At 41.5% G+C, this 23,057-nt stretch carries 24 protein-coding genes; all 24 read right to left on the reverse strand.

Going from position 1 to position 23,057, the window contains the following annotated elements:
• Positions 1-46: 46 nt before the first annotated feature.
• Positions 47-844: a septum site-determining protein MinD gene (minD, locus tag ACRPI0_RS07780; RefSeq protein WP_432355770.1), complete on the reverse strand. Its 798-nt coding sequence runs from the start codon at positions 842-844 to the stop codon at positions 47-49.
• A 1-nt stretch (position 845) separates the two neighbouring features.
• The gene (locus ACRPI0_RS07785) at positions 846-1,517 is read right to left on the reverse strand and encodes a septum site-determining protein MinC (RefSeq protein WP_432355905.1); all 672 of its coding nucleotides are present in this window, start codon (positions 1,515-1,517) and stop codon (positions 846-848) included.
• A gap of 26 nt (positions 1,518-1,543) precedes the next feature.
• Complete coding sequence (mreD, locus tag ACRPI0_RS07790; RefSeq protein WP_432355771.1) at positions 1,544-2,065, reverse strand: rod shape-determining protein MreD; 522 nt, start codon at positions 2,063-2,065, stop codon at positions 1,544-1,546.
• Positions 2,062-2,955 carry a rod shape-determining protein MreC gene (gene mreC / locus ACRPI0_RS07795; protein ID WP_432355772.1) on the reverse strand — a complete coding sequence of 298 codons (894 nt, stop codon included), beginning with the start codon at positions 2,953-2,955 and terminating at the stop codon, positions 2,062-2,064. Before mreC ends, mreD begins: the two co-directional genes overlap by 4 nt.
• A 19-nt stretch (positions 2,956-2,974) precedes the next feature.
• The gene (locus ACRPI0_RS07800) at positions 2,975-3,991 is read right to left on the reverse strand and encodes a rod shape-determining protein (protein ID WP_432355773.1); all 1,017 of its coding nucleotides are present in this window, start codon (positions 3,989-3,991) and stop codon (positions 2,975-2,977) included.
• 89 nt (positions 3,992-4,080) lie between these two features.
• Entirely contained in the window at positions 4,081-4,779 is a 699-nt protein-coding gene (radC, locus tag ACRPI0_RS07805) for a RadC family protein (protein WP_432355774.1), read from the reverse strand.
• A complete protein-coding gene (locus tag ACRPI0_RS07810) occupies positions 4,779-5,381 on the reverse strand; it encodes a Maf family protein (RefSeq protein WP_432355775.1) in 603 nt (200 codons plus the stop codon). Before ACRPI0_RS07810 ends, radC begins: the two co-directional genes overlap by 1 nt.
• 95 nt (positions 5,382-5,476) lie before the next feature.
• Positions 5,477-6,148, reverse strand: coding sequence for a hypothetical protein (locus ACRPI0_RS07815; protein ID WP_432355776.1), 672 nt, complete (start codon positions 6,146-6,148; stop codon positions 5,477-5,479).
• A 100-nt stretch (positions 6,149-6,248) separates the two neighbouring features.
• Positions 6,249-7,004, reverse strand: coding sequence for a prepilin peptidase (locus tag ACRPI0_RS07820; protein ID WP_432355777.1), 756 nt, complete (start codon positions 7,002-7,004; stop codon positions 6,249-6,251).
• Positions 7,001-7,696 (reverse strand): pilus assembly protein PilO, encoded by a 696-nt coding sequence (locus tag ACRPI0_RS07825; protein ID WP_432355778.1) that lies wholly within the window; start codon positions 7,694-7,696, stop codon positions 7,001-7,003. The genes ACRPI0_RS07820 and ACRPI0_RS07825 overlap by 4 nt, the downstream gene beginning before the upstream one ends.
• On the reverse strand, positions 7,680-8,393 hold the full coding sequence (locus ACRPI0_RS07830; protein WP_432355779.1) for a hypothetical protein: 714 nt from the start codon (positions 8,391-8,393) through the stop codon (positions 7,680-7,682). Before ACRPI0_RS07830 ends, ACRPI0_RS07825 begins: the two co-directional genes overlap by 17 nt.
• The gene (gene pilM, locus ACRPI0_RS07835; protein WP_432355780.1) at positions 8,377-9,360 is read right to left on the reverse strand and encodes a type IV pilus biogenesis protein PilM; all 984 of its coding nucleotides are present in this window, start codon (positions 9,358-9,360) and stop codon (positions 8,377-8,379) included. Before pilM ends, ACRPI0_RS07830 begins: the two co-directional genes overlap by 17 nt.
• Positions 9,361-9,414: 54 nt before the next feature.
• A complete protein-coding gene (locus ACRPI0_RS07840; RefSeq protein WP_432355781.1) occupies positions 9,415-9,864 on the reverse strand; it encodes a competence type IV pilus major pilin ComGC in 450 nt (149 codons plus the stop codon).
• 120 nt (positions 9,865-9,984) lie between these two features.
• On the reverse strand, positions 9,985-11,196 hold the full coding sequence (locus tag ACRPI0_RS07845; protein WP_432355782.1) for a type II secretion system F family protein: 1,212 nt from the start codon (positions 11,194-11,196) through the stop codon (positions 9,985-9,987).
• Between the two features lie 2 nt (positions 11,197-11,198).
• Positions 11,199-12,236, reverse strand: a complete 1,038-nt coding sequence (locus ACRPI0_RS07850; protein ID WP_432355783.1) for a type IV pilus twitching motility protein PilT — start codon at positions 12,234-12,236, stop codon at positions 11,199-11,201.
• Between the two features lie 13 nt (positions 12,237-12,249).
• Complete coding sequence (locus ACRPI0_RS07855; RefSeq protein ID WP_432355784.1) at positions 12,250-13,908, reverse strand: GspE/PulE family protein; 1,659 nt, start codon at positions 13,906-13,908, stop codon at positions 12,250-12,252.
• A gap of 25 nt (positions 13,909-13,933) precedes the next feature.
• Positions 13,934-15,364, reverse strand: coding sequence for a G5 domain-containing protein (locus ACRPI0_RS07860; RefSeq protein ID WP_432355785.1), 1,431 nt, complete (start codon positions 15,362-15,364; stop codon positions 13,934-13,936).
• A 46-nt stretch (positions 15,365-15,410) separates the two neighbouring features.
• A complete protein-coding gene (locus ACRPI0_RS07865; RefSeq protein WP_432355786.1) occupies positions 15,411-15,650 on the reverse strand; it encodes a hypothetical protein in 240 nt (79 codons plus the stop codon).
• An 18-nt stretch (positions 15,651-15,668) separates the two neighbouring features.
• A complete protein-coding gene (locus ACRPI0_RS07870) occupies positions 15,669-17,231 on the reverse strand; it encodes a hypothetical protein (protein WP_432355787.1) in 1,563 nt (520 codons plus the stop codon).
• Complete coding sequence (locus ACRPI0_RS07875) at positions 17,218-17,730, reverse strand: prepilin-type N-terminal cleavage/methylation domain-containing protein (protein WP_432355788.1); 513 nt, start codon at positions 17,728-17,730, stop codon at positions 17,218-17,220. Before ACRPI0_RS07875 ends, ACRPI0_RS07870 begins: the two co-directional genes overlap by 14 nt.
• 2 nt (positions 17,731-17,732) lie before the next feature.
• Positions 17,733-18,179, reverse strand: coding sequence for a type II secretion system protein (locus tag ACRPI0_RS07880; RefSeq protein ID WP_432355789.1), 447 nt, complete (start codon positions 18,177-18,179; stop codon positions 17,733-17,735).
• 131 nt (positions 18,180-18,310) lie between these two features.
• Positions 18,311-20,038 carry a GGDEF domain-containing protein gene (locus ACRPI0_RS07885; RefSeq protein WP_432355790.1) on the reverse strand — a complete coding sequence of 576 codons (1,728 nt, stop codon included), beginning with the start codon at positions 20,036-20,038 and terminating at the stop codon, positions 18,311-18,313.
• A 25-nt stretch (positions 20,039-20,063) separates the two neighbouring features.
• Complete coding sequence (locus tag ACRPI0_RS07890) at positions 20,064-21,644, reverse strand: GGDEF domain-containing protein (RefSeq protein ID WP_432355791.1); 1,581 nt, start codon at positions 21,642-21,644, stop codon at positions 20,064-20,066.
• A 179-nt stretch (positions 21,645-21,823) separates the two neighbouring features.
• Positions 21,824-23,047, reverse strand: coding sequence for a bifunctional folylpolyglutamate synthase/dihydrofolate synthase (locus ACRPI0_RS07895; protein ID WP_432355792.1), 1,224 nt, complete (start codon positions 23,045-23,047; stop codon positions 21,824-21,826).
• Positions 23,048-23,057: the final 10 nt, after the last annotated feature.

The following is a 23,057-nucleotide window of genomic DNA, read 5'->3' on the forward strand; positions in this document are numbered from 1 at the left end:
CCGCAAAAAAATCCCCTGCACCATTAAGTGTAGAGGATTCTAAGTTTTATTTAGAAAATAGCGATTTCAATTTGCTGAAGAATCCAGGTCTTCCTGTATCTACAGACATAAGTGGAACCGATTCGCCAAGTATTCTTCGAGCAATATTACGATATCCTAGTGCCGCCGGATTATTTGGATCCATAACAACAGGTTCGCCTCGATTCGAAGAGGAAATGACATTTTCATCGTCTAAGACAATACCAAGTAAATCAATAGACAGATGTGACGTAATATCGTTGACGTCTAACGTATCTCCTGAGTTAATGAGATTGCGTCTTATACGGTTAATAATAAGTTTAGGTGGTTCGATATCTTCTTGCTCAAGCAATCCGATAATGCGGTCTGCGTCACGAACTGCGGAAATTTCCGGAGTCGTAACGACAATCGCGCGGTCTGCACCTGCTACCGCGTTTTTGTACCCTTGTTCAATACCCGCAGGACAGTCAATTAAAATATAATCGTAATCCCGCTTCAACTCAGTGATCAAGTCTTTCATTTGTTCCGGTGTTACTGCATTTTTGTCCGTCGTCTGAGCAGCTGGTAACAAAAATAACCGATCTTCAAATCGCTTGTCCTTGACAAGTGCTTGCTGAATTTTACAGCGACCTTCAATGACATCTACCAGATCGTATATGATCCGGTTTTCAAGGCCAAGAATGACGTCTAAGTTTCTCAGGCCAATATCTGTATCTACTAGACATACTTTCTTACCTTGAAGGGCCAATGCAGTACCGAGGTTTGCAGACGAAGTAGTTTTGCCGACTCCGCCTTTTCCAGATGTTATTACAATCGCTTCTCCCACATTAGCACCCCCCTTTAAATGTTGATAAACCCGGTCGCAAGAGTCTTAAATCTTGCAAGCGGTCAATGGCGATGAACCCATTCGTATGCAAATACGCGCATTCCATTTCAGGATGCTCGGATAGAATCGCAAGTTCATCGGTCATTGTTTCCATTTGGTCCGCGATCATGAGGTGTGTGGCTTCGAGCCAAGAAGCGGCAATGACCGCTTCCCGGTTCCCAGCATTTCCTGCGTGTGCTTTCCCTTTCAATCTACCTAATATATAAATGCTTCCCGCAGCAGAGACGTGTCCATTCGGATTAACATCACCGATCACGACCAAATCTCCTTCAGCTCGAACTTCTTGTCCTGAACGTACGATACCGATATACGTTTCAGACTGACGCTCTTGCACCCGACGGTTGCATTCTTCCATCGTAATGACATCACTTTGAATCTTTGAAACTCGTAAATGTCCAGCAGACTGGACGACTTGAATGATCTCTTTTGCTGCCTGATCACTGCAATAGCGAGATCCTGTATGAATTTGCACTTCAACAGCACCATCTAGACCAGGGTCTTTCGCTTTTTTACTCAGTTCCTCTAATAGCTCACTATAGGCGCATTGATCGTCCAGCCGCAGAATGAGGCCATCTTTTGTCCCTTTAATCGTTACCACTTGCTGTTTCGACACTTGCGTCACCCCGCCCTATGCGAAAATTACATACCGGCTTGCTTCTCTACGACTCGTTTGTAAATGAGATTTTTGAACAACCAACCGAACAGGATGATGAATATCAAGTTAGCAATCACTGTTGGTATAAGTCTCGCCGTCGCAAATACATCCAAGCTGATTGAGGTTAACGAAATCAGACTCGCAAACAGATACGACATTGTTTCAAGCAACACGACCATAAACAAAGACAAGAGCATAACAGTCCCGGTAGACCGATGAACTTGACGAATGATCACTGAAGCAAGGAAACAAATTAGCGGATAGAGAAACGTATATATTCCAATAATATCAATGTGATACATATCATACAAGAGGCCAAAGCATAATCCATAAAGAACCGCCTTGCGAAGATCATAGTACGAAGCGATGAATACTAAGTATACAATAACAAAACGCGGCACGAGTGTGTACCGCACACTCCCGAGTTCAATCGGTGAAAACAAACTAAAAACCGGTTCTAAAAAAAACAGAACGACTGCAATAAGAGGGATGATGAACCGTTTCATGATCCATCCTCCCCCTTTGTTGCAGACGCTTCTGAATCATCTGTCCCTTTCACAGTTTCAGATTGTCGTTTCGCAATCATCACATGGTCGAGCATAGAAAATTCAGCAGCTGGACGAACGTAAGCTAATTTCGTCAAGCCATAGTCATCCGTAGAAACTTCCGTCACTTCTCCAATTAACAGACCTTTAGGGAAAATCCCTCCAAGTCCCGAAGACATAACTTTTTGACCTACTTTCACCTCGAACCCAGAATCAATCCGTTTCATGATCAATTCGCCACGTTCAGGATCGTATCCTTCCATCAGACCGAAAATATCTTTTTTCCCTGGAATCATCGCTGATACACGGAAGTTTTGGTTTTCGGTTGATAACAATTCCACGGTGGAAGTAAAAGGCGTTACTAAGACAACTTTTCCGACTAATCCATTTGCAGTTAACACAGCCATGTTAAGTTTCACACCATGGCTTTTACCCTTATCGACAATGATTTTCTCTTCCCATTGGTCGGGATTCCGTGAAATCACAGTCGCCTGAACAGGATCATATGCGCGTAAGTCCTCTTTTTTATCGATTATCTTACGCAAACGATCATTCTCTTCTTTGACATCCGCTAATTCCACTTCTGTGGATGCATACTCGGTCAGACGTGCTTTCAACGTCTTATTTTCTTCATATGTATTCAAAATTCCATCAATGTCATCGAAAAATCCGGTAATGGAATGAGCCGGTTTTGAAAACAGAGACTGTCCAAAACCGACGACATCCTTCACCATCTTTTCTGGGAGGTTGGCGCTCTGCCGGTCTTTAAGAGAAAAAGCTATCAATGCCACAAGGACAATTACGCCCACGAGCAGTAAAATTAAACGTTTGTTCGAAAAAAATCGCGGCATTGCCGATATCCTCCCTCAATTATTTCGCTTGCATTTTTTTAATAACGTCAAAGTTATCTAGCGCTTTACCTGTACCAATCGCAACACAATCCAAAGGATCTTCTGCGATGAACACCGGCATATTTGTTTCATCCGAAATAACCTTGTCCAAGTTACGTAGGAGTGCTCCACCGCCAGTTAAGACGATACCGCGTTCCATGACGTCTGCAGACAATTCCGGAGGTGTTGTTTCCAACGTTTTCTTAACGCCATCGATAATTTGCACAATCGACTCGCGTAACGCTTCAACAATTTCTTCCTGAGCGATTTCAAGCGTTTTCGGTAGACCTGTTAACAAGTCACGTCCACGGATTTCCATCTTCTCAGACTGTTCTAAAACGCTTGCAGAACCGATTTCGATTTTGATGGCTTCAGATGTACGCTCACCAATCGTCAAGTTATACGTTTTACGGATATAACTGATGATAGCTGCGTCCATTGTATCTCCACCGACACGAATCGACTCACTTGTTACGATTCCTCCTAGAGAAATAACCGCAACTTCAGTCGTACCGCCACCGATATCGACAACCATACTACCTGTAGGTTCCCAAACCGGTAGATTCGCTCCAATTGCAGCTGCAAACGGCTCTTCAATCGTAAACGCTTCTTTAGCGCCTGCTTGACGTGCTGCATCGATTACTGCACGTTGTTCAACAGAAGTAATTCCGTAAGGCACACAAACCATAACATTCGGCTTTTTCCATGCGCCACCAGAAGCTTTTGTCGCTTCTTTCATGTAATGCTCAATCATAGCTGTCGTAATATCAAAATCAGCAATAACTCCGTCTTTCATAGGACGTGTTGCAACGATCGAACCTGGCGTACGGCCGATCATATTTTTCGCAGCACTACCTACTGCCACGATTTCATTTGTCACCGTATTTTTAGCAACTACGGAAGGTTCCCGTAGTACAATTCCTTTTCCTTTGATGAAAACCAACGTATTGGCGGTGCCGAGGTCAATCCCGACATCTCTCGCTCCTAGTCCAAACAAATTCGTTCTTCCTTTCTGCAGTACCGTTTTATGAGGCTTCTTAAAAGCATACACCATAGTATAACGGAAAGGCGAACAAATTCACAGTGTCACATGTATCCCTTTTCTTTAAGGGAGATAAAGCGCTGATCCCCGATGATAATATGATCCAAAAGATCGATTCCCATAAGCTCTCCCGCTTCTGCTAATCTCTTCGTCACTTCAATGTCTTCAGGAGACGGTGTCGCATTGCCTGAAGGATGATTATGCGCGACGACGAGTGATGCTGCAGAGCGTTTCACAGCTTCCCGGAAAATTTCACGTGGATGGACAATTGAAGAATTTAAACTGCCAATGAAAATCGTTTGCTTATGCAGCACTTCGTTTTTCACATTGAGAAACAGTACAACAAAATGTTCCTGCGTCAATTTCGACATATCTGTCATCAAATAGGCTGCAGCGTCTTCAGGTGATTTAATAACGTAGCGTCCGTCTTGCGCAACCGAATAGATTCGTTTGCCAAGCTCAGCTGCTGCCATGATTTGCACCGCTTTTGCATCGCCTACACCTTTGACAGCCGTTAACTCTTCAATCGTAACGTCTCGCAGATCTTGGATTTTATCAAATTCAGATAACAGCTTATTGGCAAGAACAAGTACCGATTCTTCGCGTGAGCCTGTTCGTAGCAATATGGCAACGAGTTCCTGATTGGATAAACTCGAGGCACCTTGACGGGTCATTCGCTCACGAGGTCTATCTGCAAAATGGATATCTCGAATCATCAACGTATCTTTATACCCCGTTGTCATCAGCGCTCGTCCCCTTTCAACCGAATCAGACCTCTAGAACGCATCGCGTCCGCTAGTTCTGCAATCGGTAGACCGACGACGTTATCGTAATCACCTGAAATTTCTTTAACAAGTAACCCGCCCGCTGTTTGAATGCCATAGCCACCTGCTTTGTCCAGCGGATCACCAGTTGCTGCGTATGCTTGAATAAGTGCGGAATCTAGCTTACGGAATGTTACTTCCGTGCTGATAGTAAACATGGTGATCGCGCCTTCTCTTAATAGTGTGACGCCGGTTATGACACTGTGAGTCTGTCCCGATAACTCGGTTAAAAATTCTACCGCTTGCGCAGTGGATTTCGGTTTCGGGAACACCTTTCCGTCTAACGCGACCACCGTATCGGCTCCAATTACTAGAGTCCCTGGATGGTCTTCGTATATAGCGGACGCCTTAATGGACGACAGAGCTTGAGCATAAGTTTCCGGCTTTTCACCATTTTCTATCGGACGTTCCTCCGCATGGCTTGCATGAATAGTGAACGGCATTCCTAAACGACTCAGTAATTCTTCTCTTCGCGGTGATGCTGATGCTAGAATAATGGTTTCATCGGTTTCAAAAAACATATAAAACGCCCCCTTTTTCCCATCATACGATAACGGGAACAAGAAGAAAATTGTTCAGAAATACATAAAATATGACTTTGGCATCTTTTTTTCTATCAAAAATCAAGTTTGACGCACTTACCCGTCTCCGCATAGTGTGCAAGCACATGCATTTTAATGACCGTTAAGTCTTCCGTAAACGCTGTAATGGCAGTGATATTACTCGTGAACGCGTCTTTTTTTCCTGCTTCAGCAGTCTGTTTCCGAGAGGCGACCAAATCCTGAATTTCAGAAATTTTCGTTGCGCTCATTACACTTCTTAACAACTCTCCTTCACCACTATCACAAGCAAGAGGTGAAACACGTACTTGTTTACGGAAAACACCTTCTGCACCCGCAGGATCGGCATCAGCTTCAGAAAGCCCTAATGCGCTCCACACGTAAAATTGACCGTTAGCATGTATAGGTGTCGCTTTCGGCAAGGTTTCATCCGCTATGAACGTAGTCGCTGATTCTTTGGATGAAAACACACCGTGTTGCTTAGCGTACATCGTAATCGGTGTACCAGCTGCAGCGGTATCCTCTTTAGAAGCGTCGTCTTTACCACCTGCTTGCTCCTTAGCGGGACCACTTGCAGGAACTTCCACTTGGTTGGAAGCTGCACTCTCAGGTTTCTCTGTCTTCAGTAAGATAAAACCGACAATTGCAACTGCTGCAATTCCGAGCAACACGCCTTGTCCGAGTGCGAGCATAATTGTCATCTTGGTATACTTTTTCTTAAAGTTCATTACAATCCCCCCAGTTTCATTAACCGTATTCATCTACCTTATCAAAATGGGCATGAAAAAGAACAAGACTGGTGTCGTCTTGTTCTGGGAATTGTTCGACTTAAGTTAACAACGTCAGATACCATCCGACAAGTGCATTGCCGTAGAAATAACTAATAAGTGAAGCTGCTGCGATGGATGGCCCGAATGGAACAGGCGTTTTACGACCTTGTTTTGTCCGACGTAAGTGAATGATACCTACGATTGAGCCAATTAGAGCCGCTAAAAATAGTGTGAAAAGTGTCAGCTGTGTACCAAGTACTAGGCCGATTACTAAGAACAGTTTAATGTCCCCGCCACCCATTCCACCTTTTGATACGATGGCAATGAGTAACAGAACGAGAAATCCGACAGCAGCGCCAAGGAAGCTGTCCCACCACGGCTCTAGTCGACTCACGATACGAAATATCACGATTGCAATACCGAAGGGTAAAAGAATTTTATTCGGAATAAGCATGTAGGCAATATCCGAAACCGTGATGATGACAAGCATGGAGACGAATAGCAACGCTACGACAAGTTCTAACGTAAAACCTAATGTGTAAAATGAAAACGCGAATAGAATCCCAGTAATGAGTTCCATCAACGGATAAATCGGACTGATCTTCGTACCGCACCCTCGACATTTACCTTTAAGGAACACGAAAGAAAAGACAGGAACTAAATCTTTCGCAGTCAATCTCCGGTCGCAAATTGTACAGTGGGAAGGAGGAGAAACGATGGATTCTTTTTTGGGTACTCGTAATCCTACAACGTTATAAAACGATCCGAAAACGAGTCCATATATGAAGAAAAAGCTTGTCCATACGAGTGTCATTCGTCATCACCTGCACGCGCAGTTGGATCCTCTTTACCCGCAGGCATCGGAGCATCTAGCTTCGGAACTTCCGGTTGCAATTCAACGAGATCTGGGCGATAAAATGCCTGGAAAGAGAGCGTCAGTTGAATAGGTTCACTCTCAGCACTCGCTTCACGTACTTCTTCCGGAGCTTCTAATTCAATCGCTTGCACAACAAAAATCCGTTCCATTGTTTCCACTTCTCTAATGAACCGATCCATTTCCTTGTAAGAAGCGGCTGTCAGTTCGACATCGATTGTCAATTGGCTTGGAGCTAGCGCAGGATCCATGACAGGCTGTTCACCTTCCGTTAGTTCGGTTGAACCCTCTTCCAAATCATCCTTATTAAAGGCAACGTTACGAATGAGTGTATTCGATTTCACTTCGGCCTTTTCCAGTTGTAAGAGAATCGAGTCTTCTAAAGGTAGGACAGGAACTTTCCGCTGCAAAGGTAATGAACTCGAAGATTGCTCTATAGGTTTAGCCGCTACTTGCCGTTGTAATTCAAAAATCACTTCGCGCTGGTCTGCAAGCGCACTTACTGCTCGTGCATTTGCTTCTCGTGCGGGGGCATAGAGTTGGAACCAACTGTAACTGGCGAGCAGGGCGAAAAAGAGACTCGCTAGAATAACAAGAGCGATGTCCTTTTGACGTTTAGTTAGCGTTCGCATCGTAGCCCTCCTCTTCTGGAACAGGTGTATCCGGTTCAGGGGTTGTTGCTGGTTCACTACCTTCTACTGGCGTTTCAGTAGGAGAATTCTCTTCTGGTTGGTTTTCTGGAACCGGTGGTGCCTCTCCATCCAACACTTGACGACCGTCAGTAAAGAAAATCGTATACGTTGCGACGTATCGAGGTAACCAGTATTTCGCCGTATTTTCCTCTTCTTCAATATCTTCCGTTTCAACAGATTCGATGGAAGCTGTTTCCACGTATTCAGATGACAACATGCGCGTCAAATAATAGGCCGCTTCCATTTTATCGTCAAACTGGACTTCTATAGTTGCTTGATGAGGAGTCGCAAACGCAAACGTCCGGAAGAATCCCCTTCGAGGAAGTAACGAAACCAAGTCTTCTAACAAAGGAGTAGTTTCATAACGATAGTCTTCAGCCCATTGAACACTCGTCGCCAACTGATCATGAGATTGCGCAGTTTCAGAACGGTTCAAACGAGCCGTCAGTTCGGATTGAGTGACTTGAAGTTTCATTTGTTGATCTTCTAACCGTTCGGTATCTAAAGTAACCGATCGGGTAAGTAAAAAGAAAATGAGCCAGAAAAGAAGCGCTGCGCCAAGTACCGCAAGCGCCACGTAGAGGAAGCTCGATCGCTCCTTCTCCTTTTCTGGCAACAGGTTAATATCGACTAGCATGTTGCACCTCTTTCAGCGCCAATCCGATAGTTCGATTGAACGACGCAGGAACTGTACCACCATCTGCGAACTTAAGGGGATCTGGAAGTAATGGACCCGCCACTACATTGAGGCGTCCCGCAACTTGGTTCAATAATGCATCCAACTCTGCGTATTCTCCATTTACGAGTAAATGCGTAATGGTCGCGCTGCCATTCCACATATTGTAACGATAAAAGTTGACGAGTTTCTCAAGTTCTTGCACGATGGCAAGAGGTGAGAGCGCACTCGGTCTCGTTGACAACTCAGTGGCCGTTAGATCGAGTTCGGTTGCGTTTTCTAAATCCACAGGTCGCATGAATTGCGGATAATGCTGGTGGAAGATCGAGACGACAAGTTGTCCATCCGTTAAATCTGCTAATAAGACATGCTCGTCCCCTGTAAAATGGTGCTTCTCGTGAGCTAATCGATAGAGGGCCAGCGGTGCAATATCTGCAACGAGCGGAACAAACTTCGCTTCGGTCAATGCGGTTTCATACCCCGAGAGCACACTTTCTTTCGACGCAATCAAAATCGCTTCATGCGTATCTTCGTTCGGTAAGTAAGGCACAACGTCAAAAACCGGATCATCGAACGGCAAATAGATCGACGACCCGATTTCTATGAAAAAGTGGCCTTTCAATTCATCTTCCATCACATCTTCCGGATAAGGAACTTTCCGGATCATTACATATGTATCGGGTGCAAGGAACTGGACACTGCGTTTCGCAATGCCCCACCCCTTCGCAAGCCCGTCAAGCACAGAAACCAAACTAGCCGTATCCACAACCCGACCTTCATGGACGATGTTGGCCAATAATGGCACTTCCACCGCTTCTTCCACTGTCAGCGGTTCTCCCGCTTTCAGCTTTACGTAGCGAACGGCGTCTTCTTCAATTGTAAGTGAGATTGGCCGCTTTGGGCGGGAGAATGGTAATGGGAATGGCATAGGTTGGCTCCTTATAAATAAATATTTCAGATAAAAAGTATCTTAGTTCTGTAATTATTCAGGAACGGTAAGAGATTTTCCACTTCCAGAAATTTGTTCGCTAGTTGCTTCCCTAAATTCAACACTTACATTTTTAGAAGTTCCAGTTCCTGAAATTTTAAATGCTTTTGTAGTACCTTCCTTATAAACTTTTGCTGATGTATCCTTTTTGAAAGAAGCTGTGTCTTCTAAAAAACCATCTTTAACAAGTTGATCAAGTGTGATGCTGAAAACACCTTGATTACCGTCATTACCGGTATTACCCTCTGCAAAATACATATTTGCTGCAGATAATGCAGTTTGAGCATCAGCTTTCACAGCTTTAATTCTACTATTCTCAATAATATTTCCAATAGAAGGCACTGCGATCGCTGCGATAATCCCCAAAATCACGATAACTGCGAGTAGCTCGACGAGTGTCAATCCTTTTTCATTTTTCAACTTTTTCTGCAAAAACTTCTTCATGTGGTTTCCCCCTTAGTGTACGTGCTTTTGTTGCTAGTGTCAGTATACCAAAAGTTCTGGTCTAATGGAACGAAAAAACTAGTAATTTATGAAAATTTATTAAATCAATAGAGTTATACGTTACAAATTATCTATCTCGTTAAATAGGCTGAACATCGGTAATAAAATTGCAAGGACAATAGTCCCGACTAATCCTGCAAGTAACACGATCATAACTGGCTCTATGAGCGCTTTCAATCGTTCAGTTGATGCATCAACTTCACTTTCATAAAAATCAGCTACTTTTGCAAGCATGGAGTCCAAAGAACCAGTTTGCTCACCAATTGCAATCATATGAGGAATTAAAGGCGGAAATGCCCAATGTCCTTCCATCGGTTCAGTTAATGATCCGCCGCGTTCTAATGATTCCCGAGACTTTTCGAGCACTTTTTTAATCACTTCATTGTCAATTACTTTCTCTGTCATCGAAATCGACTGTAAAATTGGTACAGAACTCGAAAACAGCGAACTTAATGTGCGAGTCAACGTGGCAAGAACTGATTTATTGACGATATTCCCGAAAATTGGTAAGCGAAGTAAAATTGTGTCTAACATTAGTTTACCTGCCGGGTTATTTCGTATTAAGTAAAATCCAATAGAAATCGAAGCGATAATCATGACGAGTATATACCAATATGATAAGGCAAACTCACTTGAACTCATAACAAATCGAGTAAGAAGTGGTAATTCACCACCGACGCTTGCAAACAAATCCACAAACATCGGTACAACGAACGTCAAAAGAAAAATAACTACACCAATCGCAACGATACCAACAACAATGGGATACGAAAGAGCGGATAGCACTTTTTGACGCGTTTTATACGCTTTTTCGTAATGCACAGCCAAGCGATCTAGAGCGTCATCAAGCGTTCCTGATAACTCACCCGCTTTGATCATATTCACGACGAGCGGTTCAAATGCTTTCGGGTGTTTTGCGAAGGAATCAGATAAGGAACCTCCTGTGCGTAAGTCTTCATTCACTTCCGTCAGGATCTTCTTAAACTGTTTGCCTTCCACTTGAAGTGACAGTATTCGAATGGCTTCTACGATTGTCACTCCTGCACGTAATAGAGTTGAAAACTGACGTAAAAACATAATGAAATGTTGACGTTTAACCGGTTTCCCAATTTGAATGTCTTTTGTCAGTGTCGTTTCAGCCTGTTCAGTCAAATTCTTCACTCGAATGCCTTCACGCTTTAACTTGAGCGCAGCTTCTCTTTTGTTATCAGCAATAACAATACCTGTCCGGACCGCTTTCGCGTCTCGCCCGTCATATTTAAAACGAGCCACGTTTAGAACTCCTCCTGCAGGTACGGTTCAGCGGTATCATAGCTGATTGTCCCGTTGTCTAGTAACTCTTTAACAGAGGCATTCATCATATGCATCCCTAACGCCCGGTTCGTTTGGATAACGTTCGGTATTTGGTGAACTTTTTCTGAGCGTATCAAGTTTGCGACTGCTGCATTATTAATCATTAATTCAGTTGCAGCGCGTCGACCTGCCCGATCTTTTGTCGGCAGTAACCGTTGCGATAAAACCGCAGTTAACACGCCTGCAAGCTGGACACGAATTTGAGCTTGCTGACCATGTGGGAATACGTCTATAATCCGATCAATTGTAGATGCAGCACTCCATGTGTGCAACGTCGCTAAAACTAAATGCCCTGTTTCCGCTGCCGTAATCGCAGTTGAAATCGTTTCAAGATCCCGCATCTCACCGACTAAAATAACATCTGGATCTTGTCGTAAAGCTGCTCGTAACCCATCACCGAACGAATCCGTATCGAATCCAACTTCACGTTGATCGATAATGCTTGAACTATGATTATGAATATACTCAATCGGATCTTCGAGTGTTAAAATATGCTTCCTCGTCGTTTGGTTCAAGTAGTCGATCATCGATGCAAGAGTTGTAGATTTACCTGACCCCGTTGGACCTGTTACGAGAATTAAACCTTGTTTTGTTTCTGCAAGCGTCTTTAAAATTCCAGGCATATTCAAAGACTCGATTGACGGGATTTCTGTAGGTATCGTACGGAAAGCGAGTGAAGTCACGCCGCGTTGTTGGAATGCATTCACACGAAATCTAGAGACATCTGCTACTTCATACGAATAATCGATTTGACCCTTCTCTTTGAATAACGTAAATAACTTATCAGGTATGGTCGCCTTAGCTATTGCCATCGTAAATTGTTCGTCAATCGGGTCGCTTCCGTAGCGCTTCAGCTCTCCGTTTATCCGAAAAACAGGCGGAGACGCAATAGTAAAGTGAATGTCGGATGCTTTTAATTCAACTGCTTTACTTAGTAACTCGTCAATCTGTTGTCTCATTTTTGAATCCCTCCTATTCAGGCAACGCTACGCGGAGTACTTCTTCGGTCGTTGTGAGTCCTTGTTTCACTTTATCCAAACCGTCATCTATTAAAAAGATAGTACCACTATTAACCGCAGCTTCCCGCATTCTAGCGGGAGTCGCGTTGATGTTGATCAATTCTCGCAATGTGTCGTCAATCAGCAACACTTCATGAATCGCAACACGTCCGCGATAACCAGTCATGTTACACGCAGCGCAGCCTGCACCTCTATTGATACTGTCGATCGTCATCCCGCGCTTCGAAAAAATCTCTTGCTCACGTGTTGTCGCAGGCATCGTCTTAGCACAATCTCGGCATACTTTGCGGATTAGGCGCTGCGCAACGACTGCATTGAGGGAAGCTGTGACGAGAAACGGTTCAACACCCATATCTAGCAATCTCGTTATGGAAGCAACGGAATCGTTCGTGTGGATTGTACTTAAAACTAGATGTCCTGTAAGTGATGCACGAATCGCAATTTCCACCGTATCCCGGTCACGGATTTCACCGACCATCACAATATCGGGGTCTTGACGTAAAATTGAACGAAGCCCTGTCGCAAACGTTAACCCAACATTCTGATTCACTTGGATTTGATTGACTCCTGATAGTTGATACTCAACGGGATCTTCAACTGTAATGATATTAACTTCTTCACTGTTTAGTTTGTTAAGCGCCGCGTATAACGTAGAAGATTTACCTGAACCCGTCGGACCTGAAATTAGTACGATACCATTAGGCCGGTTAATTTCTGTTAAGAATAGATCCAGATTTATGGGATTAAACCCTAGTTTTTTCAAATCACTCAACGAACTACTCAAATCCAAAATACGCATAACGATTTTCTCACCGAAAATAGTCGGTAACGTAGAAACCCGTAGGTCGATAGGACGGAAATCAATCGTCGTCTTAATACGCCCATCTTGTGGCAATCGCTGTTCTGTAATATCCAAATTAGCGAGAATTTTTATACGAGCTGTTAGCATTCCTTGCATGTGCTTCGGAAGCACGCGCTCGGTTTTCAACATTCCGTCTAAGCGATAACGGATTACTAGTTCATTTTCTTGAGGATCTAAGTGAATATCGCTCGCTTTTTGAGCAACAGCAGAAACCATCAACTGATTGACAAGTCGAACTATAGGTGAATCGAGGTCATTTAATTCTTCCTGTTGCTGCTTGTTTTCTTCAGGTTGGTCAATGAAAATATCTTCTAAAGATTCATCTTCATAATACTTGGAAATCGTTCTTAAAATATCATCTTTCGAAGCAATTGCCGTCTCAATATGAAACCCTGTAGACAACCGGAGATCTTCAATCGTTAAATAATCCATTGGATCACTCATCGCAACGAAGAGTCGATCACCATCTGCTTTTAACGGAACTAACAAATTGCGCTTCGCAAAATCCTTGTTTACAATGTTGAACAATTTCGGATCAAAGGGATATCTGAATAAGTTAATGTGAGGAATCCCTAATTGGAATTCAAGCACTTCAATCAGTTGTTGCTCGGTAATATATCCTCGTCCAAGTAACGCATCACCGAGTCGCTGATCTTTAGGTTTTTCAGATAACGCCATCCCAAGTTGCGCATCTGTGATGAGGCCGGATTCTACCAACAAGTCTCCTAATCTTTTTCGTGGTGCCACCATTCAGTTTCCTCCTTCACAACAGACGTTACTTGATTAAATTCCCGCCTTTATCGTACACATGTCCATCCCCTTCAGGTTTCGTTGAAGGTATTCCGTTATTTGAGCCAACTGCATCGTCTGGGTTTTTAGATGGTTTAGATCCAGTTCCGTTACTTGACGAACCTGGCTTATTCGTAGAAGTACCTCCAGAATCAGAACCACTCGTAGTATCGCCTTCTGTTCCTTCCGCGTTTCCACTACCACTATTAGTAGATGCTCCGTCACCCGTAGTACTTCCGGAGGGATTTCCTGCCTCAGCACCAGGTGCTGTTTCTATCTCCACTAACGGCAATTGTTCGACTCGAGAACTAGGTGGATAGAAATCTTCAGAAACTGGTTCTGTTGTGATCAAAGCGCCATCTTCTAACAGTTTGCGCTGCACAATAATTTCAAATCCATTTATACCAGGCTCTTCAACACGAACTTGTCCTCTCGAGAGATCTTCACTATACTGAACAACCGTCTTTGGTTTAAATGTATTCGTTTCAGCAACATATGGGTCGTATTGATATTTGAGAGGGAGTCCTTCAATCGTAACGGTTAAGAAACCCGCTTCCCATTTAGCGTGCAATGTATACGAAGTATGATTCGGATTCGTCATTCTGTAATCCAAACCAAGTTGAGCGTTAATAGAAGCTTCGAATCCAGGCTCGACGCCCTTTGTCAATTCACGTCGAATGGTACGATCTTCTATCCAAAAGTTCGTTTGTAAAGAAGCTTTATAAATCGCAGATGCCAAAATCGTCAATTCATCTTCATTTAATAAACCCGGCTGATTTTCATCAATAAATGTCAACAAAGAGAATTGGGTTTTAGGTTCTAGCTGAGAGCCATCCAACTCACTAAGCAACCCGAACATAGGAGCAGTCAATCCATCGATTGCAACGGAAGCAGTAGCAACCTCTGACATCGGTTGACTCGACTCCAAATAGTCCGTTAACACTATAGATTGGGGCATAATCCCACTTTCTAACTTCTCACTTACTCCAGCAGCAATCGCAGCAATCTCGGAATTGGTAAAGGTAATCATCGGCAATTGCTGTTCTAATAGAGTACGCAAGCCATCTTCAGAAACGGAAGCAACGAGTGAATTTTCCGATTCAGACTCTGCTTGTTCTATTGTGGCAGCTGGATTGTACTGAACCAATTCTACTGGCAATGGAATAAGTGCATCTTGATAGAGCAGATCGGCTTGAATCTTGTCTTGCATGCCGAGTAAGTCGGAAGTTAACTTGATTTCCGCTTCCTTCCCCGTCTGCTTGGACAAATTAAAAGGACCGGCATATGTATGATCGCCAAACCGTTTGCCGAAAATGAAAGTCTCAGCAGCAAACGATCCAGCAGATGCGATTCCGAAAAACAGTAAAGATGCGCCTAATATACTCAAAAAATAGGTGATAACAGTTCGATTGCCCATGGTGCAGACGCCTCCCACTCAATAAAATCTTTATAAAACTTCTTAGTCAGTCTGATGCTTGTTGCTTCGTAAGCAACACAGCCGTCGCAAAAGACAATCCTAAAATAACAAGTAATGCATACCAAAACGATACCGTCTGAGAAACAAGCATTGCTAGGAATGCCGTGGACGTCCCGAGCAGGACAATCCATTGAACAATTGTGGCCACGTGTCCTTTGCGGATTAGTATATATACACCTGCATATGTGAGTAAAGCGATAGTTAATAGGAATAGATAGGGTGTCATCTGAAACCTCCGGTAAAATTATTGATAGGAAACGTCAATTGATGGAATTGGCCACTTATTTTTTGCTACAACTGGCTTTTGATCAACTACCGGCATCTTACAATACTGATTTAATTGTTGTGATTCAACAAGGATGACTTTTTTCTTATCTTCATCACTACCATAAAACGCTAAAGAACCATAATAATAAATTCTACTATTTTTAGACAATGAAACACTCGGTCCAATTGCAGCACTACCATGAACACAAATAGTAGAATCATCTTGTAACTCTATTTTCTTACCCATTAAATTTAATGAACCTATAACGTATAAAATCCCGTTTTGAAATTTGGTTTCATATTTGTATGGATCACCAACCGACATGCTACCTTCAACTAACATTCCTGAATCTTTCAAATCAAAGTTTTTCTTTACATTAAAAGCACCATACAATGAAAATTTAGAATCCTGCATATCTAAAGACCCTAGAACACTAGAACTGTGATTTGGAGTTCGTTTTGTATTTATATCTAAATTAGATTTTTTGACCTTTAAATCTTTAGATGTTTCTAATGTCCCTCCTATTCTAACTAATTTTGACTTTTGAATTTCAATATCATCTGAAGCGGTTAAATTTTTACTAATATATACCTCAGAATCTTCAAACTCTATATCCCCTGGGACTTTAACATTCCCATCGACTGCAAGTATAGACTCTTCAACATCTAATTCTTCGTCATCGTCATCATCTTTATCATTCTTTTTAGAAGTTATTATTAGATCACCATTTATATGAACTCGAGATTCTTCAATTTCCAATTCTTTAAATTTATAGCCAAGTGGAAAGTATACAATTGAGTCTTCACTTTCAATAATTTGGCCATTATCTTTATCGACATAACAATTCTCACCCTCTAATTCTTCCTGATTTGGACATACTTTGGAAGGCTGAGATTCAATAGGATAAGTCCAATCCTTGATTACCATGTCATCGGTTTTATCACTGTTACTACCCTCTGAAACTACGGAAGGATCAAAGGATGGAACATTAAACAATTGTTCATATGTTAGTGATTTCCGCTTTCCTCCTGCTTCACTTAAACCTAAAACACTTCCTGAAACTCTCACAGAGTAGTCACCTGTTATTTCAATAACGATGTCCCTATCAGGATCTATTTTAAAAACAAATTTATCTTTGTTTGCCCGCAAGGTAATTGGAGTTTTGATAAGTCCAATATTTAAATTGGATAAGTACTCTTTAAGTTTTCCAACTACTTCTATACGAACTAGTACATAATCCTCTGTTATTGGCTTTCTTCTTTTCCCATTAATATCAATCAACCTAGCTTCAAGTTCACTTTCGGCAAATAATTGGAGATTCTCTATCTTCTCGAAATATTCATTACTAAACTTAGTCTTATAATAATCTACTCCAGACTCAGCTGCCACCACAGTTAAATGACTATAATCTATACTTTTCTCTTGTCTCGCATTGCTTATGCTACCTCGTAAAAAAACAGCGGTTAGGATGGTTAGAAAGACAATTAATAGTAAAACAATTAACAAGGCATATCCTTGTTCATTCCTAGTTCGTCTCATTTCCATCCTCCTTTATATTTTTATATCTTGAGATAGTTGTGGGTACATTAACTGTTAAATAGGAGTCTTTACTATTTGGTACATGCTTTGTTTCTACAATTAAGCTTTTAAAAATCAGATCTTTATTTTTTGGTAATACTTCAAAGATTCTAGTTCCAATTTTTGCCCCTTCAACTTCAACTTTGTATGTATAATCGTTACTAATAATTTCTCGGGAAGGCTTCACTTTATTACTGCAAGGACTAATTTCCATCAAATCATCATCGACTGTGAGCAAATAGCAATCATTTTCTCTATGGATATTTTGTAGTTTTGTAATAATCAAGTTTGCTTCTTGTTGCAGTTGAAGCTTTGACGTTTCAACCTTGTTATGCTTCATACTGATACTCATTGTAGTCCAAATAATACCGGTGACAAGTGAAATAAGTACAAGAACAGCGAGAAGCTCCACTAGTGTCATACCAGCTTCATTTGGTTGAATTCGCCTTCTCAAATACATACTCATTCCACCTTCACATATCCAAATGATTCACTACTCAACTTATCTTTTTCTCTAATTTCAATGTGGATTTGGTGTAATTGAACAACACCTGCGACATTTTTTTTTGCCGGCTCTACGTCTGGACAGTTTTTTATCTCAATAAACACACTTCTATTTTTATTTACTTTATGCTCTCCGGGACTTCCAGTGTATTGCAGATTACTCCAATTGTCATTTGGGCACGTTCCAATTGGTGTAAAGCTGATAGATTTAGATCTATATTCCTCCAACACAATTCGAGCTTCATTCATCGTCTCTAATTTTGTTTCAGTGCGATTGTTGAATAGGGTCATCTGAGGAAAGATAGTCATGAACGCGACGAATACTATGCCTAATATCACAAGAGAAGCTAGTATTTCAATTAAAGTCAGTCCAGACTCATTATTATTTCTCCTTTTATTTTCCATTATTCCGCCCCATTCCGACCTTTTACCTATCTCTAGCATACCGGAGTAAGAACCTGAGTTCAATAGACTTATCGAGATAATTGTTACAAAAAAAGACTGCCTCGGCAGCCTTTTAATTGTGCTTATTGGTATTAAACTTCTATAGGATTTGCATGCTCTCCCTCATACACCCCTACACGATTTCGACCCGCTTGTTTTCCGCCGATGTAGAGTGCTCGATCGGCGTTTCGTAACAAACTATTTTCAGATGTCGTATCCGCTGGAACGGATGATACCCCTAGGCTCACAGTCAGTTTAATACCTATAGAATCCTTTTCTTCCGTTAAGTCCGGTGAAATGAAAAACGTATGTTCTTCAACTTCTTTTCTAATTCTTTCAGCAAGTGTAATGGCTGAATTTTTTGTGAAATCTGGAAGTAAGAGAACAAACTCTTCTCCGCCATATCTTGCTAACGTTCGACCATCCGTTTGGTATCTTTTAAGCATTTTCGAGAAATCTATGAGAATGTCATTGCCACTTTGATGACCATACGTATCGTTTATCTTTTTAAAATGATCGATATCCAAAATGATTGCAGAGAGATTTGTAAGTTCCTGGTCATTAAAACGGGTAATTTCTTCATTTAATTTTGTGGTTAGATATCGGAAATTATTGAGCTTCGTCAACCCACACACTTTTCCTTTTTCAATTGTTCGTTCATAATGAACTGCTTTCAATACAGCAGCTTCAAAGTACCCAGTCAGTAAATCGACCATCTGTTCATCAAGCGCTTCAAAGAAATGCTTTCTAAAAGAGGTCATCACTAAATATCCTTCTATTACACCTTGCCGTTTAACAGGTGCAATCATCACACTTTCGACTGCTTGACTGAATTGGAACATTTTCATATCGATAAAGTCTGTTGATTTTCCATAGGTTTGAATTTGAATTGCAGGTAGGTGTTTGAGAGCTCCTGTCTCAAACCGGAAAAATTCTGGACTCCTAGTAATTGCACCCGCTTCTACACTTGAAAGAAGAACTAATTTTTCACCTTTTCGCAAGTCTAATAAGTAAGCCTGATCATAGTTCACTACCGATTGGATTTTCTTGGTGAATATATCCAATACCTCGAGCGTTCGAAGACTATCAGTTAGCTCGTGACCAATTTCTACAGCGGAAGAGATTTTCTTGTTTAGATTATCTGAAGAAAAGTACATTTTAAAGACGAGTTGCATTAGTACAAATGGAACGCCTAACAAAAAAGCGGCCTGTATTCCAAGTTTATCCGTTAACAAACTATAAGAAATTGCCATGGGTAACATCACAAGAGTCGTGACAAAGTCCCAAAGAGCGGAAGTGAAAAACCCTTTAGTATCTCCTTTTTCAAATTTAATGAAGAGGTAAAAGACTATATTATTCAAAACCCCATAGCTTATTGCATAAACCAACCCCACCCCTACTAGCTGCCAAGGCTCCATAACACCGTTAAAAGCTCCACCAGAGAAGTAGAACATAATAGCGCTTCCTATTGACACAATTGTAAACATCAGTGAGTTCGATAAAAACCGATATGTTGGTGGCAATGGAGACTTGGTTGTAAGTTGAAGAATAATTATAGCGGCTTGCATGAAGAGCATTTCTGTTAATAAGCCGTATTGGAAGAATATAGTGAATATAATCCATCTTTCAAGTGCAATGTAATTACCAAGAACTTTTAATGGAAACGACATGGTAAAACACAGAATACCTAAATTGACTAATATGAAAAGTGAGTTCATATCACTGAAAGGGAAGTTGGCGTAAACAAAGTAAAATGCGCTCGGAACTACTAACAGCCATATAAAAAATAAAATCCATTGCTTTTGTAGTGTCAGATTCACTCTGGCCTCCCCTTTCCAATTTGTATTACTTCTGGTATCCTGCTACACGATCTCGGCCTGCTTGTTTTGCACCAATGTAAAGTGCCCTATCTGCATTTCTTAATAATACCATCGCTTCGTCAGTATCATCTGGAGCTGTTGAAACTCCAATACTCGAGGTGATTTGTATAGTCTTCCCATTTCTCTGTAGGGACAAATCGTCATTCAAGAACATTGGTGTGGTTCGGATCGCATTTCGCAATGACTCCGCAAACTCCAAAGCTTGAGGTTTTGAAAATTGAGGGAGCAAATAGACAAACTCCTCTCCTCCATAACGAGCCACCATTCCATCAGCTGGCATCATTTCTTTAAGTAATTTTGCTAACTGTTTTAATATCGCATTCCCACTTTCATGGCCGTATGTATCGTTTACCAATTTGAAACGATCAATATCGAGCATGACCACTGACAAATCACTATAGACACTACTAGCCACCATCTCCATATTGGCCTCTAATCTCTCTTCCAAGTACTTATAATTGTACAGGCCTGTTAACGCACATCGGTCGCTGACCCGCTGTGCTTCTTCCATATATCGAGCTTTTTCCACGGCTACCATGAAATACGAACTTAACAAATCTAATATTCTTAAATGGAAGTCTTTAAATGCATTTACTTTTAAGCTTCCTAAGACGAGAACTCCTTCGGTTTGCTGATTTCTAATTAAAGGAATACATAGTAAACTTTCAAGGTGATCCGGAGCAGATTTTACAGATAGATTGATCCACTCTTCTCTCCTTGAATAGAGTATCGCCTTTTTAGAAGCCAATATCTTCCCAGCAATGCCTTCGCCTCTAAACAGTTGCCCCTCCAAAAATGGGACTGACCGTCCTGCCACAAACAAATGTGTCATTTCGAGCCAGTCATCAATGTTTTCGAACAGATAAACATACTCCGCATTAAACATATCAGTTGTTTTCGACATGAACTGATCGATTACCTTTTCTTCATCTGTTAGTTGAGTTAATTGTTTTCCGATCTCGCCTGCTGATTTAATGGCATCGTTCAAGTCTTCTGTTTGTGTATTCAAGCGAATTACAATCGTAATAAAGAAAAAAGGAAGTCCGAGAATAAAGTATCCGATGACACCGTAATTTAACAATAAATAATACAAAGATAAAGATAGAGGAACAACAACAATCATGCGTAAATAATGTAGAAGCGTTTCTTTGATAGACTCACTTTTCATACTGCTATTAAACTTTCGATATACTTTGAAGGTCCAAGCATACAACAGTGAGTAAACGATTTGGTAAGTAAGAACACTTAACGATAGAAGCCAGAATGAAGTAATCGCAAGTTCTCCACCAACTAAAAAGAAGGCGCAGGCTGCACTTACAGACAATGCAAAATACGCTAGTGAGTTAAATAGGAAGCGATGAAGAAGATTCCCAGGTTCTCTATAAGTAAAGGTTGCAATTGCTATAATTAATTGAGTGACTATTAATTCTGTTGCTAATCCAAACATCAAAAATATAGGAAGCGTGAACCAAGCAAATAGAATAACTGATTTACCATTATAATTTATCGGGAATTGAATACAAAGATAGCCTAATGCTACAGACATAGCTAGCCAGATCCAATTTAACTCCGTCGGAGGATATGTAAGAAGAGGGAATGAAATGCCGGTCGGCACAATCAATATCCACAATAAAAATAGTAACTGCAATTGCCGGCCTTTCAGATGCATTGCTATCTCCCTTCCCCTCATCAAGCCACGAGGCGGAATTTTCTATCCATTATTATTTACAGTATATGAGACCTTAGACTATTTAGCAAGTATAATGAACCTGAGACTATTTTCTTTTTATGTAGGTCTTTAGATCCTATTACGTCATTAAATGCATCACTCGTCACTTGTCTATTTTTGAAATCACATTGATTATAAACTTCTTGTGCAGTCGCAGCTCCGGGGACGTCGAAATCGATAAAAGTGAACGACTGAGCGACAGGTATTAGCTCATCTAGTGTTTCTTTAATTTCTTTGTTTGCCATCATCCCGATTACGAAATCGACTTTCTCGCTAGGGAATTGCTGTTCAATTGTCTCTCTTAGCATCTTTGCAGCGGCTGGGTTATGAGCACCATCAAAAAAGAGATTTGGACTGACTTCTTCAAATCGGAAAGAGAGTTGTGCATTCGCAATACCTGTTTGAATGGAGTCTATTGATAGATCTAAGTCTAGTACAGATAAAGCTTCCATCGCGACTGATGCATTAATTGCCTGATGTGGGCCTTTCATCTTTCGAGTTTTTATTTCGAGTTGTATACTTCCTTGGAAGTATTCATGCCCCTCGTCAGTCATCCGAAAATCACGGTCATATACGTGCAGCGGACTTTCAAGATCTCTTGAAATTTCATTAACGACTTTTAGTGCACTTTCTGATAGTTCACCGCAAACTACCGGTACACCTTTTTTAATAATCCCGGCTTTGTGCCACGCAATCTCTTCAATCGTATTCCCGAGAAATGATTGATGGTCTTTTGCAATAGAAGGAATAACTGAAACGAGTGGCGTCAGCACATTTGTACTGTCAAAACGTCCACCCATGCCGCATTCAATGAGGACTATATCAGGTTGAAGCCGATTAAATGTGACAAATGCAGCAGCCGTTAGCAATTCGAAATCGGTTAGCATGCCGTCCAGTCCCGCCTCTTTTAACTCTTGGAAGGAATTCGTCAATTCATGCTCAGTCACATTGACGCCGTCAATTCGGATTTGATCATGTATATCAATCATCGCAGGCGATGTAAATACACCTGTTGAAATTCCAGCTTCCTTCAAAATAGATTCCATAAAACATATTGTTGAGCCCTTTCCGTTGGTACCTGCAACATGGATTGCTCGCAACTCAATTTCAGGTGAACCTAACAATAGTAACGCAGACTCAATCGCGGTTAATCCGGGTTTTATTTCATTATGACTGGTAAGTCTTACACGATTCTTATACACTTCTAATTTCGGTATCATACCTTTTCTC

It is taken from the genome of Sporosarcina sp. A2, assembly GCF_050858885.1.
GTDB lineage: Bacteria > Bacillota > Bacilli > Bacillales_A > Planococcaceae > Sporosarcina.

What these genes read in the sequence shown, in the direction of transcription:
- ACRPI0_RS07825 (WP_432355778.1), bottom strand. Translation starts at nt 7,696, where the DNA reads ATGCGAACGCTAACTAAACGTCAAAAGGACATCGCTCTTGTTATTCTA.
- ACRPI0_RS07895 (WP_432355792.1), bottom strand. Translation starts at nt 23,047, where the DNA reads ATGATACCGAAATTAGAAGTGTATAAGAATCGTGTAAGACTTACCAGT.
- ACRPI0_RS07880 (WP_432355789.1), bottom strand. Translation starts at nt 18,179, where the DNA reads ATGGAAAATAAAAGGAGAAATAATAATGAGTCTGGACTGACTTTAATT.
- ACRPI0_RS07820 (WP_432355777.1), bottom strand. Translation starts at nt 7,004, where the DNA reads ATGACACTCGTATGGACAAGCTTTTTCTTCATATATGGACTCGTTTTC.
- mreC (WP_432355772.1), bottom strand. Translation starts at nt 2,955, where the DNA reads ATGCCGCGATTTTTTTCGAACAAACGTTTAATTTTACTGCTCGTGGGC.
- ACRPI0_RS07890 (WP_432355791.1), bottom strand. Translation starts at nt 21,644, where the DNA reads ATGTCTGTAGCATTAGGCTATCTTTGTATTCAATTCCCGATAAATTAT.
- ACRPI0_RS07815 (WP_432355776.1), bottom strand. Translation starts at nt 6,148, where the DNA reads ATGAACTTTAAGAAAAAGTATACCAAGATGACAATTATGCTCGCACTC.
- ACRPI0_RS07850 (WP_432355783.1), bottom strand. Translation starts at nt 12,236, where the DNA reads ATGAGACAACAGATTGACGAGTTACTAAGTAAAGCAGTTGAATTAAAA.
- ACRPI0_RS07810 (WP_432355775.1), bottom strand. Translation starts at nt 5,381, where the DNA reads ATGTTTTTTGAAACCGATGAAACCATTATTCTAGCATCAGCATCACCG.
- ACRPI0_RS07865 (WP_432355786.1), bottom strand. Translation starts at nt 15,650, where the DNA reads ATGACACCCTATCTATTCCTATTAACTATCGCTTTACTCACATATGCA.
- ACRPI0_RS07860 (WP_432355785.1), bottom strand. Translation starts at nt 15,364, where the DNA reads ATGGGCAATCGAACTGTTATCACCTATTTTTTGAGTATATTAGGCGCA.
- ACRPI0_RS07840 (WP_432355781.1), bottom strand. Translation starts at nt 9,864, where the DNA reads ATGAAGAAGTTTTTGCAGAAAAAGTTGAAAAATGAAAAAGGATTGACA.
- ACRPI0_RS07830 (WP_432355779.1), bottom strand. Translation starts at nt 8,393, where the DNA reads ATGCTAGTCGATATTAACCTGTTGCCAGAAAAGGAGAAGGAGCGATCG.
- pilM (WP_432355780.1), bottom strand. Translation starts at nt 9,360, where the DNA reads ATGCCATTCCCATTACCATTCTCCCGCCCAAAGCGGCCAATCTCACTT.
- ACRPI0_RS07875 (WP_432355788.1), bottom strand. Translation starts at nt 17,730, where the DNA reads ATGTATTTGAGAAGGCGAATTCAACCAAATGAAGCTGGTATGACACTA.
- mreD (WP_432355771.1), bottom strand. Translation starts at nt 2,065, where the DNA reads ATGAAACGGTTCATCATCCCTCTTATTGCAGTCGTTCTGTTTTTTTTA.
- ACRPI0_RS07870 (WP_432355787.1), bottom strand. Translation starts at nt 17,231, where the DNA reads ATGAGACGAACTAGGAATGAACAAGGATATGCCTTGTTAATTGTTTTA.
- radC (WP_432355774.1), bottom strand. Translation starts at nt 4,779, where the DNA reads ATGACAACGGGGTATAAAGATACGTTGATGATTCGAGATATCCATTTT.
- ACRPI0_RS07855 (WP_432355784.1), bottom strand. Translation starts at nt 13,908, where the DNA reads ATGGTGGCACCACGAAAAAGATTAGGAGACTTGTTGGTAGAATCCGGC.